This window comes from Bacillus sp. FJAT-27251 (genome assembly GCF_001273925.1).
Lineage (GTDB): Bacteria > Bacillota > Bacilli > Bacillales > Cytobacillaceae > Mesobacillus_B.
Genome location: NZ_LIGG01000001.1, coordinates 3572118 through 3587409, shown reverse-complemented (window position 1 = coordinate 3587409; position 15292 = coordinate 3572118). Strand labels below are relative to the sequence as shown.

The 15292-nt window shown below is 44.1% G+C and carries 17 protein-coding genes; 3 read left to right on the top strand and 14 right to left on the bottom strand.

Features of this window, described 5'->3' with window-relative positions; genetic code table 11:
* Positions 1 to 16 precede the first annotated feature (16 nt).
* The 4 genes from ADU22_RS16785 to ADU22_RS16775 form a co-directional block, all read right to left on the bottom strand.
* Complete coding sequence (locus ADU22_RS16785; protein WP_053363187.1) at positions 17 to 2020, bottom strand: bifunctional 2',3'-cyclic-nucleotide 2'-phosphodiesterase/3'-nucleotidase; 2004 nt, start codon at positions 2018 to 2020, stop codon at positions 17 to 19.
* A gap of 291 nt (positions 2021 to 2311) precedes the next feature.
* Positions 2312 to 2455: a hypothetical protein gene (locus ADU22_RS24745; RefSeq protein WP_156324379.1), complete on the bottom strand. Its 144-nt coding sequence runs from the start codon at positions 2453 to 2455 to the stop codon at positions 2312 to 2314.
* Between the two features lie 63 nt (positions 2456 to 2518).
* Positions 2519 to 3691, bottom strand: coding sequence for a beta-aspartyl-peptidase (gene iadA, locus ADU22_RS16780; protein ID WP_053363186.1), 1173 nt, complete (start codon positions 3689 to 3691; stop codon positions 2519 to 2521).
* Positions 3692 to 3736: 45 nt separating this feature from the next.
* The gene (locus ADU22_RS16775) at positions 3737 to 4591 is read right to left on the bottom strand and encodes a glycerophosphodiester phosphodiesterase (protein ID WP_053363185.1); all 855 of its coding nucleotides are present in this window, start codon (positions 4589 to 4591) and stop codon (positions 3737 to 3739) included.
* A 166-nt stretch (positions 4592 to 4757) separates the two neighbouring features.
* Between ADU22_RS16775 and ADU22_RS16770 the strand changes: the two genes are divergently transcribed.
* Positions 4758 to 4979, top strand: coding sequence for a YolD-like family protein (locus tag ADU22_RS16770; protein ID WP_353611388.1), 222 nt, complete (start codon positions 4758 to 4760; stop codon positions 4977 to 4979).
* Positions 4980 to 5588: 609 nt separating this feature from the next.
* On the opposite strand, the gene lepB is transcribed toward ADU22_RS16770, so the two are convergent.
* The 3 genes from lepB to ADU22_RS25025 are packed head-to-tail and all read right to left on the bottom strand — an operon-like array spanning position 5589 to position 7602.
* On the bottom strand, positions 5589 to 6113 hold the full coding sequence (gene lepB, locus ADU22_RS16760; RefSeq protein WP_053363182.1) for a signal peptidase I: 525 nt from the start codon (positions 6111 to 6113) through the stop codon (positions 5589 to 5591).
* 54 nt (positions 6114 to 6167) lie between these two features.
* Entirely contained in the window at positions 6168 to 7253 is a 1086-nt protein-coding gene (locus ADU22_RS16755) for an NAD(P)H-dependent flavin oxidoreductase (protein ID WP_053363181.1), read from the bottom strand.
* 19 nt (positions 7254 to 7272) lie between these two features.
* Positions 7273 to 7602 (bottom strand): hypothetical protein, encoded by a 330-nt coding sequence (locus ADU22_RS25025; RefSeq protein ID WP_197280076.1) that lies wholly within the window; start codon positions 7600 to 7602, stop codon positions 7273 to 7275.
* A 553-nt stretch (positions 7603 to 8155) separates the two neighbouring features.
* Between ADU22_RS25025 and ADU22_RS16750 the strand changes: the two genes are divergently transcribed.
* Positions 8156 to 9811, top strand: coding sequence for a M4 family metallopeptidase (locus ADU22_RS16750; RefSeq protein ID WP_053363180.1), 1656 nt, complete (start codon positions 8156 to 8158; stop codon positions 9809 to 9811).
* Positions 9812 to 10077: 266 nt separating this feature from the next.
* On the opposite strand, the gene ADU22_RS16745 is transcribed toward ADU22_RS16750, so the two are convergent.
* The 7 genes from ADU22_RS16745 to ADU22_RS16715 all read right to left on the bottom strand — a co-directional run bounded on the left by ADU22_RS16745 (position 10078) and on the right by ADU22_RS16715 (position 14441).
* The gene (locus ADU22_RS16745) at positions 10078 to 10395 is read right to left on the bottom strand and encodes a hypothetical protein (protein ID WP_053363179.1); all 318 of its coding nucleotides are present in this window, start codon (positions 10393 to 10395) and stop codon (positions 10078 to 10080) included.
* A 75-nt stretch (positions 10396 to 10470) separates the two neighbouring features.
* A complete protein-coding gene (locus ADU22_RS16740) occupies positions 10471 to 11331 on the bottom strand; it encodes a hypothetical protein (protein WP_053363178.1) in 861 nt (286 codons plus the stop codon).
* 37 nt (positions 11332 to 11368) lie between these two features.
* Positions 11369 to 12427 carry an LLM class flavin-dependent oxidoreductase gene (locus ADU22_RS16735; protein ID WP_053363177.1) on the bottom strand — a complete coding sequence of 353 codons (1059 nt, stop codon included), beginning with the start codon at positions 12425 to 12427 and terminating at the stop codon, positions 11369 to 11371.
* A 150-nt stretch (positions 12428 to 12577) separates the two neighbouring features.
* Positions 12578 to 12913 (bottom strand): IDEAL domain-containing protein, encoded by a 336-nt coding sequence (locus ADU22_RS16730; RefSeq protein ID WP_053363176.1) that lies wholly within the window; start codon positions 12911 to 12913, stop codon positions 12578 to 12580.
* A gap of 184 nt (positions 12914 to 13097) precedes the next feature.
* Positions 13098 to 13511, bottom strand: a complete 414-nt coding sequence (locus ADU22_RS16725) for an RrF2 family transcriptional regulator (protein ID WP_053363175.1) — start codon at positions 13509 to 13511, stop codon at positions 13098 to 13100.
* Positions 13512 to 13561: 50 nt separating this feature from the next.
* Positions 13562 to 13951 carry a transcriptional regulator SpxA gene (gene spxA, locus ADU22_RS16720; protein WP_053363174.1) on the bottom strand — a complete coding sequence of 130 codons (390 nt, stop codon included), beginning with the start codon at positions 13949 to 13951 and terminating at the stop codon, positions 13562 to 13564.
* Positions 13952 to 14225: 274 nt separating this feature from the next.
* Positions 14226 to 14441 carry a DUF2187 family protein gene (locus ADU22_RS16715; protein WP_053363173.1) on the bottom strand — a complete coding sequence of 72 codons (216 nt, stop codon included), beginning with the start codon at positions 14439 to 14441 and terminating at the stop codon, positions 14226 to 14228.
* 247 nt (positions 14442 to 14688) lie between these two features.
* On the opposite strand from ADU22_RS16715, the gene ADU22_RS16710 reads away from it, so the two are divergent.
* Positions 14689 to 15135 (top strand): S1 domain-containing RNA-binding protein, encoded by a 447-nt coding sequence (locus tag ADU22_RS16710; RefSeq protein ID WP_046523316.1) that lies wholly within the window; start codon positions 14689 to 14691, stop codon positions 15133 to 15135.
* The last annotated feature ends 157 nt before the right edge of the window (positions 15136 to 15292 follow it).

Here is a 15292-nt window from a genome sequence, read left to right as displayed (position 1 = left end):
GAACCCTGCTTTCTTTTTAGTTCAGGTTAATTTTAAAGATGCCAAAGCCTTTGTCATCAGCCTTGCCTGTATAAGAGAAAGGACTGTCTTCACCGATGTACTCAACAGCTCTCGGTGATGTTGTGAATGTGACGTTCACATCGGCGGAAAGTGGCGCGATCGACCAGTTTCCATCGGCTGTCGGGGTGATTTCTTTCACTTCGGAAATATAGTCCATAAGGATTTGGCGGTTTTCATCTGCCGAATCGACAACCAGCTCACTATTCTTCAATCCAGGAAAGTTTCCGCCTCCGCCCGCACGATAGTTGTTCGTGACGACTACGAACTCTTGCTCCAATTCAATGGGAGCTCCATTATACTCCAGATTAACCACACGGCTGGAGTCAGGATTGACCAGTGTTCCTTTACCATCGTACCTGGCAGGTTTGGTAACATCGATCTGGTATTCGACTCCATCAATCACGTCGAAGTTATACACCGGAAATGTTGGATCCAGCAATTCCTGTTCAGCAGTGACTGTCGGATCAATCGTCTTGAATTTCCCTGCCGTCATCTCAATCCATTCTTTGACAACCGAGCCTTTGACTTTAACAGCTTTTAATGTGTTATCGTACAGGTAAAGGTCGCCGGCACTGCGGATTGTCAGGTCACCTTTTTTGATTTCCGTATATTCCTCGACGCCATTCCTACCAGCTTTGAAAGGAGCTCCGACGGATAAAATCGGCAGATCTTTCAACTCTGGCTTATTTAAGGCAATATAATTTTCAACATACCATTTTTGCGCGTTGGTTACTACCTGGATGGATGGATCATCCTGTACTAAGGCAAAATAGCTGTAAATATCATCGGTTGTTGTTCCGATTGGAGTATTAACATATTTCAACGTAGCCTCATGTTCAGCTTTTACAGCGTCAACGATCCTCTGGTCTTCTTTTACGGACTCCACTGACCTGGTAGAGGATTGAGAGTCGGCCACACTCCATTTTCCTTTTACCTTCTGCAGCGTCAGGTCAATAATGCCAAGCGCACCTCCACCGAAGCCAGCCTGCACAGCCGCAACGCCATTGATGGTTCCTTTAGCATTATCCACTCCAGGAAGCGGTTTTCCGTCCGTCCCTTTAAACAGCGCATCCAGTGAGGATTCTGATGCCGTTGGGAACGTTTTATGGGTGTGGGAGAAGTTAATGGCATCGATGCCCGGCACCCGGCTCAAGGCATAAACGGTATCTTCGGTATTGCTCTCATTGCCGCTAAACCCGGAGTGGGCAAGAGCGATGACAATATCCGCTCCTTCCGCCTTCATTTGCGGAACAAATTTCCTGGCTTCTTCGACTACATTCTTCGTAATCACCTTGCCGTCGAGATGGGCCTTGTCCCACTCATTTATTTGCGGAGGCACAAATCCAATATAGCCAATTTTAATGACAGCGGTCTTTCCTGTTTCATCGGTGACTTTTTTATTGACAATTTTATATGGAGTAAATTTGTTAACGTCATTTGCCGCATCATTATCGTGGTCGTCAATATAAACGTTTGCATTAACGACCGGGAAGGAAGCGTCATCATATACCTCGTCAAGATAATCCAATCCATAGTTAAACTCGTGATTACCCAGTGCAGCCATATCATAGCCCATAATGTTCATGGCCTTGATCGCCGGATGAACCTCACCGTCCTTTAGGAGGTCAATTTTAGCTTTGTAAGTGCCAAGCGGGTTGCCCTGAATCAGGTCGCCACTGTCAACCAGAACGGTATTTTTTACTTCTTTCCGGGCCTCTTTCACAAGAGTGGCGGTTTTAGCCAAACCAATTTTTGGAGCTGGAGCATTCTTGTAATAATCAAAGCTTAATAGATTTGTGTGAATGTCTGTTGTGCCCATAATGCGAAGTTCAACCTCGGACTGGACCTTGGCTGCAGGCTTTGCCAGTACGTTCACTGGAATTAATGGTGATGCAAGCAAACCTAGTGCGATCGACCCAGCCAATATCTTACTACCCTTTTTTTTGCTCCCCAGATTCATCGGATTCATCCATCCTTTTGCTAATTTAGGAGCCTCGCTGGCTCCAAAATAAATATAACAGATTTATGAAAAAGGGAAATATATTTATAAAATAATAGGATAATAAGACTATGATAATTTTCTTAAACGGGATGAAATACCAGTAAAGTGGAAGGGGGACAGTTATATAGGCAGGGTTATTTATATCAAAAGCCAATAAATAAGACATACTATTGTAATGCTTGGCTGTCCATTGAGGAAAATGTGTCTAAAAAACCCCCCATTCTTTTGAATGAGGGAGGCAGGGGGCATCTATTCTATATCCTCTGTCACAAGCTTGCCATGATCATGAGGCTTCGGGGCTTCTTTCAAATGCAGCGTGCCTTTGTTTTCTACTTCTATTTCATAGGAATTGCTTTTATAATTCTTTCGTTCGACGGGATCCTTCTCTGCCATATCCATCACCTCCAAAGTTAATATTTGAAGTGACGGACTTTTTATTCATGAATGAATATATGACTAATCCTCAAACGTCCCTTTCACAATCGCCCTCTTGCCTTTTACCATGAGCTGTCCCATGGCAAAAACAGTGTCGATTTCAAAATCCCTGTCCAGCAGAACAATGTCGGCATCTTTGCCTTCTTCAATAACGCCTTTTTGCTTAAGCTTGAGAATGGCTGCCGGGTTCTGCGTAATCACTCGGATGGCAGTTTCCAGCGGGATGCTTTCTTCGATTACTGCCTCTTTAACCGCCTTATAAAGCGAAGACACTTTCCCTATTTTCAGGCCGGCGAGCTCTCCTTTCCCATCAAATTGAGGCAGGCTCGCTTGTCCATCCGAAGTGAAGGTAATCTGCGAAATGTCTACACCCGCACCGAGCATCCTTTTGAGGCCTGTACTGCACTTTACTTCGCCTTCCTCCAGGAATTGCGGAATGGTGCTGGTTGTAAAATCGACATACCCCCCTTTTTTTGCATACTCTATCCCCGCTTCAAAAAGGTGCGGGTTTCTGTTGATATGGGTCGGATAGAATTGGCGGATTGGTATATCGGTTTGCTCCACAACTTGTTCAATCACTTTTAGATGATCCATGCTGTCGCCAACATGGATATTCACAATCCCGCCTTTGCCGGCCAGCATTCCGCCAATTCGTGCGGCAGAAGCTATTTTGGCAAGCTCTTCAGGCGTGGGCTGGGAAGACCTGTGATCGGCAATCGCTATTTCGCCTACCCCGATTATTTTATCAATGAGGATGATGTCGTCTTCAATTTTGCCTGTCAATGTCTTTACAGGCACCTGGTACGATCCTGTCTGGACATAGCAGGTAATGCCTTCCTCTTCCAGCGCCCTGGCTTTCGCCACAAGGCTTGCCATCTTCCGCGTGGTTCCGTCAGTTCCAATCACCCCTACCAGGGTTGTGATGCCTGCAAGCGTTGCCTGGGTTAGCTGGATTTCCGGTGTCCGCGTCCTGAAGCTGCCTTCGCCTCCTCCACCGATGATGTGGACATGCGAATCAATAAATCCGGGAACAATCCTTTTCCCTTCGGCATCAATGACATGGATGTTGACAAACCGGTTTGGCACCTCAATCTTGTCCGAAATATAACCGATTTTATTTCCGACAAGCAGGAGGTCCTTTTTCCCGAGATATCGCGGTGAGAACACCTCACCATTCCTGATAAGTGTCAGCATGGTCCAGCCCCTTTCTTTATATGCAGTTCCCGATTTATGTTCCTGTCATTTCCCTTCCTTTACCTCATGAAGAAGATCCGGAAAGTTCGTGAACATTCCGGTGACTCCCCAATCAATCAGCTGCTGCATTCTTGCTTTGTCATTGATCGTATAGGCGTGCAGTTCAAGTCCGCTTGCAGTCACTTGCTTTACATACTCCTCATTCAGATAAGCTTGATTGGCTCCAAGACCAGTAGCATATGTTTTAACTTCATTGATCTCTGCTTGAGAAATGACTGCATTCGACCGATGCGACAGCAATTGGACAAGCTTGATGGATGGATCAAGCTTGTGCATCGTTCTCAAGCTGTCCTTACTGAAGGATTGGACGAGAAGCTTGTCCTTATTGATGTTGTATTGATTAACAAGACGCAGCAGTTCTTTTTCCATGCCATGATAGACATCCGGTGATTTGGTTTCAATATAGTAGCTTCGATTGTTCCCGAACTTTTGAAAAACCTCCTCAAGCGCTGGTACTTTCAAGCCTGCATATTCCGGCTTGGCAAGCAGCGGATATTTTTCATTAAACCAGCTGCCTGCATCAAGCTTCTTAATTTCGGTCAGGGTTGCTTCCTTTACCAAACCGGTTCCATTTGTCGTCCTGTCAACTCTCATATCATGCATGGTGATTAAATGTCCGTCTTTTGTCATTTGCAAATCAACTTCAATATAGTCTCCATGCATTTTAGTGCCCAGTTCATAGGAAGCCATTGTATGTTCGGGTGCATGTCCTGAAGCTCCCCGGTGCGATACAATCACCACATCCCCATGTTTGTCTCCGGCCGACACATCCTCMCCTCCTGCCGTCATGCTGAGACTGATTGCAAAGGCTGCGACCGCCCCAAACCATCTTGCTTTCATCTTCTTCCTCTCCATCCATATATGATGCGGTTTAGAGAACCAGGAAAATCTTGAGTATTGATAATTGTTATATAAGCGTTCTCCAATACTGTATTACCTGTAAGTAGTGGAACTTTTACCTTATCAGAACACCCCTTTAATCCTGCATTCATGATTCCCCATTATAATGAAATCGAAAAGTCAATTAACAGAGAGGGAGATTTCCATGTTTTTAAAAAAGCTTGTTCAAAATACACCGCTTACCATCTCATATGACCATCAAGGTGTCCTTCAAGTTTGCCGCGGCCGTCTTTATCGCCTGAACTTAAAAGAACAGATTCTTTGGCTAAAAGATGAAGCCCAAACTATTCACCAAATCCGTCTTTCCGGTATCAAGGCCATCGACTAGTACAAGTTATAAATAGCTTGCCATGATTATTGCCATATGACACACGGAAAAAATTATTAATGGATCATTTTTAATTTTATTTTCGTGTCAAACTCTCTAAAAGACTTAAAATTATGAAATTTTCGACAAAAACTTCCCTATACATATATTCCTATATATGTTAGGGTTAAGGTAATAAATACTAGGAACTACGAGACTTTTCTTAGTCACCCTCCTACGGTATTGGAAGGGAGAGGATAGAACATGTCTTCTGAATACACCAAAACAATGTTACGAACATTAAAGCAATATCAAAACAGCCAAATTACCCTGACTTTCAACAACAAATTTCAAATTCCCCAAGTCTCCGTATGCTGCTTTAACAACGTCTATAAGCTATTTCACCTTGAATCGCAGCTAACCGAAACGTATGAGGATATTTACACGGCCATGGACGCAATTGAAAGAACTATAAATAACAGCCATTTCAAACCTCTTGTACATTAACAGGGGTTTTTGTTTTGCCTAATTGTTTGGGTGAAAAGGTAAAAAGCCCCGCGCCTGGGGCTTTTTTTATGACTGGTTGTCTCAAGGTTTATGATACATAGGAAAACTACTCGTTTTAGAATGCTACTCTGCCAGTATCTCCATTTTATTCACCGGCCAAAAAATCAGCTTGGTAGAGCCTATTATTTCTTCAACCTTTACTGGGCCGATATGGCGGCTGTCAGTGCTGTTTCTTCTATTGTCACCCATTACAAAAATCATTCCTTCCGGGACATCTGCACTAAAATCCCCTGTGAGCGGGCCGCCAAAGGAATTCTCTTCCTTATATTTTTCCAGGTATTTTTCTTCATACGGTTTACCGTTAACGTATAAAAGATCGTCCTTGTATTCCAGATGGTCACCCGGAAGGCCGATGACTCTTTTGATGTAGTCATTTTCCTCATCTGCATGAAATACAACAATATCGAACCTTTTAGGATCACCTATCTTCGTAACAATCATCCGCTCCTGATTTTCTAAGGTAGGCATCATCGAATCCCCTTGTACCACGATAGGCGTGAGAAAAAACGTACGAACAACAAACGCGATGGCTACAGCAGCCATAATCGCTTTGATCCATTCCCAGCTTTCCTTTTTTGCTTCTCCCATATTTCAGCCTCCATAAGTTTTATTATCTTTCCTATTTAAAAAGGAGTTATTTTTCTAAAAACCAAATCCGGTTTTTATCTTCAATGCTTCTTCCAATATATTTTCCATTAAGGTTTCAACATTTTGGTTTTTAGCCAGCCTTGGGCTTTGACCGGACCAAAGCGACATATACTCTGGATTGTTTTGTGCTGAAGAAGCATTTCGAATCTCCTGTGTCAGAGCGTTCTGGACTGGGAAATCCGGCAGCTCCCCCTCATGCTCCCGCAATTCCCTTATATACCTATTTTCGATTCCCCTTGCCAGCTTGCCTGAAAAGGCCCTGGTCAGCACGGCTTGGTCCTCGGATGCGCTCAAAATTGCTTTTTTATAAACTCTATGGGCTCCACTTTCCACACAGGTTAAAAAGGCGGTTCCCATTTGGACGCCTGAAGCTCCCAGACATAAGGACGCTATGAGTCCTCGCCCATCCATTATACCACCAGCTGCAATCACAGGGATGTTCACACAATCAGCAGCCTGTGGAATAAGGGACATCAATCCAACTAAACTTCCCTCATCCTCACCAATAAAATGGCCGCGGTGGCCGCCTGCCTCACTCCCTTGTACTACCACCATATCAAAACCGCTTTTTTCGATTTCCTTAGCTTCCTCAACAGTTGTAGCTGTTGCTATCATTTTAATATCACTTTGCTGTAGTAAAGATACAACCCTGCTAGAAGGTATTCCAAACGTAAACGAACAAACAGGAACCTTTTCTTCAATAATTACGCTTATTTGTTTATGAAAAGACTCTTCTAAAAGCTCAAAATCGGGAATTTTAATTTGGTCATTTAGCGGAAGATTCAGTTTTGCACGGATTGGCTGCAAGATATCATGTGCTTTATGAAGTTGATTTTCATCTGCAGAAAAATCGTTTGGAACAAACAAATTAACCCCAAAAGGACAGGTTGTTAATTCTCGTATTTCCTTTATTTGTTTCCGGAGCTGGTCAGGGGTCATATATCCGGCACCAATCATTCCGAGTCCACCGTGTTTGGAAACCTCTGATACCAATTTAGAGACGGTTATTCCTCCTGCCATGGGGGCCTGAATAATCGGGTAATCTATTCCCAAAAGGCCAGTCAGTTTATTTTGCAACATAAATTTTCCCACATCCTCTTTAGCAGTCACTTCTATACTTTTCTGTCCCGTACCGAGAAAATCCTCTTAACTTGTGCATATTAAAAATAATGTTATAAGAAAGCGGGTGAGAAATTTGAGCAAACAAGGCAGCCAAAATAGAAATCAAACAAGGGAACAGCATGAGCGCCAGGATAACCGCAATGATGTTGAGCTTGGGAACGATTTTCAAATCGGCAACTCCAAATCCCAAAGCCAGAAAAAAAGCGGCCGCCAAGCCAATAAAAAGTAACAAAATGGCTATAAGCTTTACGTCATCAAAATGAATGAAGCAACCTAACATGCAGCAAACTAACAATGGTGTAGCCACACCCATTCCAGCTGCAATGAGGAGGTATATGAGTGGAGAACTATACTTCTATAAAGGAAATTGTTACGTCAATCAGAAAATTAACTTACTATTTGCGGAGGTTCTTCTCTGTAATTCGATGGACACTTTCTTATTCATTGTGGATGGCAAAAAAGTGAGCACAAAGCTGTGCTCACTTTTTGTTTTGCAAAACTTTCTGCCAAACAGCTCGGTTGATAGGTCGCCTGTTCCTGAACCAAGTCTTTCCTCCTGTTTATGTGACTAGCTTCTTCAAAATTCGACAAATGCAAATATTTTCAGGTTCATAAGACCTTACTTACCAAAAGGTTTTATGACAAGGTTTAACTATATATAATCGGTTATAGGAAAAAAGATTGAAATACCGCACTTGAAAAGTGAATCCAATGACTTAAAAAGGAGCTTATCCCCCAGTTTAATTGACTGAATATTTAGTTGATAATTTACTCATTTTTCCAGTATTCTTACCTTGTACACCGGATATTTCGACTTTTGGAATTACCGGTTTCAATAATTGTATTAAGGGGGATGCAAGTTGAAGAAAAAACTTGGGGGATTAGTATTGTCGTCCCTTTTGCTGGGCAGTTCGTTTTCAGGAGCAGCCTCTGCGGAAGGAAACTCATTGCAGGAGTTTAATAGCTTGAGCAATGGAAAGGTCCGTGTCATCGGCGAGGCCAAGCAGGGACCACCTGCATTTGTTGCAGGAAAACTCTCTGAAAAACAAAACAAGGCAAACAGCCAAAACGCCAAACAGTTTTTGGAAAAACATAAATCCTTTTTCAATTTGAAGTACCCAGTCAAGAACCTGAAGGAAGTAAAAGTAGAGAAAGATGAAGCAGGCAAGACACATGTCCGCCTGCAGCAAATCATCAACGGTGTTGCCGTGGACAAGAACCAGATCAATGTACATTACAACGAAAACAATGAAATTACCAGCGTAAACGGAAACTATGATCCAAAAGTGGAAGATGTACAAATCAATACTGTTCCTTCGGTTATGGAAGAAGATGCTGTTACCGCCGCAAAGAATGCTGTGGGAGCACCTGAACAAACCGACTATGAAACCTCAGAATTAGTTGTCTTCCCCTTTGAGGGAGACTACCATCTAGCTTATCGGGTAAATGTCGAGTTTTATAGCGAAAAGCAAGGGAACTGGTATGTGTATGTAGATGCCCAGTCCGGGGAAATTATTGACAAGTATGACGCCATGACAGGCCTTGGATTTTTCAGTGACGTCATTAACCTTGACGCTGCAGAGGGGAAATCCAAACAAGGACCCAACCCCGCAGCCATTGAAAAGGCAGGCACCTTTAAACCGGCCAGCGGAATGGGGCTTGGCACAACGGGTGTAATAAAGAGCCTGCTCACTTCGCATGGCAATGTTCCTGGCAGCGGCCAGGGTTCAACTTTCTATCTGGCTGACACTACCGCAGCCGGCATGGGCGGAATTTACACTTATAATATGAAAAACACAGCCAATCAAATCTGGCTGTATTCAAATAACGACGCGTCCTGGAAGGATGTTGCCTACTCCGGGGACAGCAGCTCCTGGGAAACCGTTGGACAAGGTCCCGCTGTTGATGCGCACAGCAACTCAAGGATTGTATATGAATACTTCCTTGAAAATCATGGCCGCAATTCTCTCGATGACAAAGGAATGCCAATCCGGTCACGTGTCCATTATGGAAAAGAGTACAACAATGCGTTCTGGAGCAACGGCATTACCATGATGACCTATGGTGATGGCGATGGGAAACAGTTCATCCCGCTTGCCTCCCTCGATGTAACGGCACACGAAATGGTCCACGGAGTTACCCACTATAACGGCGGCCTGTGCTACCGTTTCGAAACCGGGGCGGTCAACGAAGCCTATTCGGATACTTTTGCAGCCATTGTGGATGACGCTAACTGGGAAGTCGGCGAGGATATCATGGGATCTGCATGGCTTGAGAGCGGACGCTCAGCACTCAGAAGCTATGAAAATCCTGGAAAATTCAAGGTTGGCGCTGTGTATTTCCCGTACAGCATCGATGGAGAAGGACGCTACCCGATGCATATGGATGAGTACTATGACCTTCCATCCAATATGGACAATGGCGGCGTACATATTAACTGTACAATCCTTCAGTACTCTGCCTACCTTGTTGCCGAGGAATATGGCATGGGCCGCAAAGTTGTGGCCGATACCTGATACCGTGCATATGACTACCTTCATTATGATGCAAGCTTTGCCGAATGCCGCGAAGCATCCCTGCAGTCCGCCATCGACCTTTATGTCGAAGGCAGTGAACAGCACAGCGCCTTCCTGAAAGGATTTGATGCAATCGGACTGTACGAAGGCTGGTCACTGGAAGACCTGCGCGAAAAACGTTCAAAGTAATCGCCTTTCAGCACTTACATGGAAGGTATAAAAGCCAGGACAAAAGGACTTCAAGCCAATTGAAGTCCTTTTGTCTGTTATTCCTTTTTCTCTTTGATTTGTTCCCTGATCTTTTCCAGCTCTTCAATCGACAAATCACCAAGCGATTTTTTTATTTCCTCCTCAACTTTTTTTCTGTTTTTCTCGAGGTGTTTATTCCAAAATTCCCGAAGCCCTTCTGTATTGTCCAAAAGATACTCCATGTCAATTTCCTCCACCTCATCATCCGAAAGATAATTGAGGACTGCTGCTAACATGTCTTGCAGCTGCTGAATCTCATTCTTTTTATTCTCGTTTTCAGGAGACTGGTCTCCTCCCTGGCTTTCCTCTTCTTTTGCAGCCGCCTTTCTTGGCATGGCTATCCCCTCCTTCCACTAATTTATTAAAATTAGTATAGCCATAAATGGGGATTTTCGGCTCCAAAGAGCAATTTATATTGGCTCAATGTGATCGATTCGCTTCCACAGCTTCACTAGCCCGTCAGCAATTGGTTCCAGCACATCTTTGTCGGTTAAATAAGCGGAATGCGCCAAGGGGTTCCAGCTGTCCAGCATTCCGCCTGCATTGACTTCACGGTCCTCCTTAACGGCAAGGTTGTACTGTGGACTCACATTTTTAAGAGGATACCCAAGAACATCATCACGGTCATAAAAATTAATCCATTCGCCTTGATATCCAGGAAAGCGTTCTTCAATCTTGGGTGAAGGAATCGTGATTGGGCGGTCAAATTGATCATACCGCAGGCTCCAAAACGGCAAAGTGGTCCCAACTGTATAAAATAGGGCAAGAGAATCCCCCTTTTCAAGCGGGCTAAGGTCCTTTATGGAAAAGCCAACATTCTCAGGCTTCACTTGCATATCGTAAAAATAATTGCTCGCAATCACAGACCCCAGGCTATGGGATATAACGCATAACGGTGCATCTGGGCCAGTTTGCTCTGCGAGGTTTCCAAGAGATTTCGCAACTCTTTCATGAACGAGATGATAATTATGCTTGGCTGTTTCGACTGGCTGATAGGCAACTACATCTGCCAGGTAATGAATGATAAACCTCCTAAGGTGTTTGAACCGCAGGTTATTGTCTTCCACCAGTCGTTTGTACAGCTCTGTTTCCCCTGGTTCAAATACATCTGCCCAATAGATTGGCACTATGGAAAGCTGGGAATCCTGATTGGTCACAAAGGTAGGCGACTTTACGTATACCATCCTTTTCAACCTTTCTGCCATCTTTTTGGCATAATCCTCTTTTTGCTGTCCCATTCCATGGATGATTGCAACCGCCACTTTTTTCATGATTTCTCCACCCCTGCGACTTTAATCTCTGATACTGTTATTTATCCGGGTTCTCATTTTCCCATTTGGCGACTTCTTCCCTGACGATTGGTGCAACTTCTTTTCCGAGCAGCTCAATGGCTTTCATAACATCCTCATGTGGCATCGTTCCAACCGGGACATGAAGCATAAACCTTGTAATGCCCACATTTTTGCGGAGGTGGATAATTTTATCCGCAACTGTCTTGGGATCTCCTACATATAAAGCACCTTCGAAGCTGCGTGCATAATCAAAGCTTTCACGAGTATACGGCCCCCAGCCTCGCTCACGGCCCAGTTTGCTCATCACTAGCTGTGTTGGCGGAAAAAATTTATCTGCGGCACTTTCAGTATCTTCCGCAACAAAGCCGTGTGAATGGGATGCTACACGCAGTTTGGAGACATCATGTCCAGCTTTGGCGGCTGCCCGTTTATACAGCCTTACAAGGGGCTCGAACTGCAGGGGGCGTCCCCCTATGATTGCGAGGACGAGCGGCAGGCCAAGCAGCCCGGCGCGGACAACAGATTCTGAATTCCCGCCGCTTCCGATCCAGACGGGCAGCGGGTTCTGAACAGGCCTTGGGTACACTCCCAAATTGTCAATCGCCGGCCGGTGGGCACCTTTCCAGCTCACTTTCTCGTTTTCTGTTATTTGTAAAAGCAGCTCTAGCTTCTCTTCAAACAATTCATTGTAATCGTTCAAATCATAGCCAAACAGCGGAAACGATTCAATAAAGGAACCGCGGCCTGCCATGATTTCTGCCCGGCCGTTCGAGATGGCATCAACCGTTGCGAAATCCTGGAACACCCGTACCGGATCGTCGGATGACAGCACCGTAACCGCACTTGTCAGCCGGATATTTCTTGTCCGGGAAGCCGCTCCCGCAAGTATGATGGCAGGTGAAGAGGCTGCAAAATCCTCGCGGTGATGCTCGCCGACACCGAATACATCAAGTCCAACTTCATCGGCCAGGACAATTTCCTCAACCACTTCCCGAATTCGCTGGGCATGGCTGATTACCTCCCCCGTTTTTGTATTAGGTGTTGTTTCTACAAACGTACTTATCCCAATCTCCAATTGTATCCCTCCGACATGTATTAAGCTTATTTTCTTATCCACTTCCATAATATCCTAACGCTGCTTTAGCAACCAGCTAAAAAAGACCGCTGGGCAAACGCCAGCGATCTTTCCAGGGTGAATTCTTATTTTGGTTTCAGTCTCACCAGATTAATAGATAGCTTCCTTGACAAGCTGTTCCATTGATTTCAGCTTTGCTGTAAGTTCCAGAAACCATTCTTCGTCTCCGGTCGATAGCGCTAAATCAATTAAGGTGCGGATTTGCTCCTTATTATTAACCGTTGCAGCGGGCAGGCTTTTTACCTGATGGCTCAGCATCTGGACCGTTTTCCCAATAGTTTCTTCTTTGTCGCTTGTGACTATTTTTATGCTGACAAGGTCCTCTACATGGTTTAGATTTTCGATAAATCCAATGATAAGCTGCCCGTCGCGTGATTCACCTTTTACCCAGTCACCAATCTTTAATAAAGGATTATGATTGAACATGGAACCTCACCTGCTTCTTTTTGAATTTTTATCCTGCTGTTCCAATTCCGGAGCGGCTATAACGATAAAGGGGATCTTATTGTCATTTACCCTTCAACATCCATCCTGATGCAAGCCTGCTGTGTTTGGAAATAAAACACAATTTAAACTGTAACGAATTTATTTACATTTATAGCAAAAAGCATTACTGCCTCCTATTTACTAAATCAACTATTTCCTTAATCGTGTAGTTTTTTAAATACTCTCCAAGATGCTCCTCTGCACCTAGGAAAATGAAAAACAAGACATGATGCATATTGGCACCGACGATGCATTCCTCACTGGATTCGGTACATTTAGGCTTGAGCGCACCGTCACAAGTAAGCTTATAAATGTCCCAAAGAGTAATGTCACTCGGCTCGGAAGCGAATATGAAGCCGCCCCCTGTCCCTTCCTTTGTTTGAAGAAATCCATTCTTTTTCAATAAGCTCAGCACTTTGCGTATTCGAACCGGATGGACACCGGCACTTTCGGAAATTACATCGCTTGTTGCCATCCGGTCCGGCCGCAGTGCAAGCAACGATAAACTGTGAATGGCTAGGGTAAAATCACTGTTCATGGCCAGCCTCCTAAATGTTTGTAGTGTCCAAAACAGAACTTTATATAACTTTAGTTGGCCAGCGCCTGAACGGCATGGAAACTGCGAAGTTTTCGCGGCAGGAAACTGCGGATTTCTTCTTCATTGTATCCAACCTGCAATCGCTTTTCATCCTGGATGATCGGCCTTCTCAGCATTTGCGGGTTATTCCGGATCAATTGGTATAAATCCTGAAGCGGTAGTGAATCTATATCGACATTCAGCGCTTTGAAGCTTTTTGATTTGGCTGAGATTATTTCATCTGTTCCATTTTCAGTCAACCGAAGAATCGATTTGATTTCATCGACTGTGAGAGGATCAGTAATAATGTTTCTTTCGGTAAAATCAAGCTCATGTTCCACAAGCCACGCTTTCGCCTTGCGGCACGACGTACAGCTTGGTGAAGTATACAAGGTAATCATGTTGTTTCACTCTCCCAACAACCATTAATAAGAAACCATTGAAAATTAAGGTTTGGATGGTATCTTCAAATATCATGAATCAAAGATATCTCCCAAAAAAAATTTAAACCTTACTGTAATATTAAATGATACAGTTCTCCTCGTCAACCCTTATTTGTCCCAGGTTCCTTGTCGCAGGTGCCTGACCCCACATACAGTAAAGCATTAGTGTACAGCAGAGTGCCTGACCCCCGTTGCGGTGACGCATTGCTGTGCTGGGGGTCAGGCATCCTTTTTATTTGATGATTTTGTAATTTTTATGGTTGACGACTGTTTTTATCGGTTCATCTTTTTTAGGGTTTTTGCCGATTTCGGCTATGACGGAGTTTTCACGCACGGTAACGACCTTGCCCTTTTTTCCCTTTTCTTCACCTTTGATGATTTGGATGCTGTCTCCAATAGTTGCTTGTTTTACATTTACAGTCTTTTTGTCACCTGTTTCTTCTGCCATTGTATTTCCCCCTTGCATGACTTGATAAATGAAGCTGATCGCACCTCATCATATTTGATTTTTAGTATGACCATTTCCCAATGGGCCTACGACTCCAAAAAATGGTGACAAAATTTACTTGAAGAAAGTCATAAATGACGGTATGGAAATAGATAAAATATGTGGAAAATAGTTTAGAGGTGATTTTTATCCCTAATTTGCTATAATAAAGTGTGTTTAACAATTTTTTAGGGGGAACCATATTTCCATGTCAGTCGAAATCGGCAGCAAAGTAAAAGGTAAAGTAACAGGAATCACAAACTTCGGAGCTTTCGTTGAGCTTCCAGGAGGCACTACAGGCCTTGTCCACATCAGCGAAGTAGCAGACAGCTATGTCAAAGACGTGAATGACCACCTTAAAGTGGGCGATGAGGTTGAAGTTAAGGTCCTTAGCGAAAAGGATGGAAAGATTGCTCTCTCCATCAAGAAAGCAATCGACCGCCCTGAAGGACAGTCTTCTTATTCCCAGCGTCCGCCACGCCAAGGCAGACCGGATAACCGCTCAAAAGACTTTCGTTCTAAAGGCGGCTTCAAGCCAAAAGAGAGCTTTGAAGACAAAATGGCCAAGTTTTTAAAATCCAGTGAGGAGAACTTATCTTCCCTCAAGCGCAACACAGAGACAAAACGTGGCGGCAGAGGCGGAAGACGCGGCTAAACAGCTCCGGCTTTTTCCTCATAAATAAGGGCAAGGCAGCCTCGCTGCCTTGCCTGTTTTATTTTCCGGGTTTAGTCGATTATTTTATTTGCGGAAAACCCGATTCTATTGTCCGAGAAGCAGCTTCTATTTGCAGAAAACTCAGTTCTATTGTCCG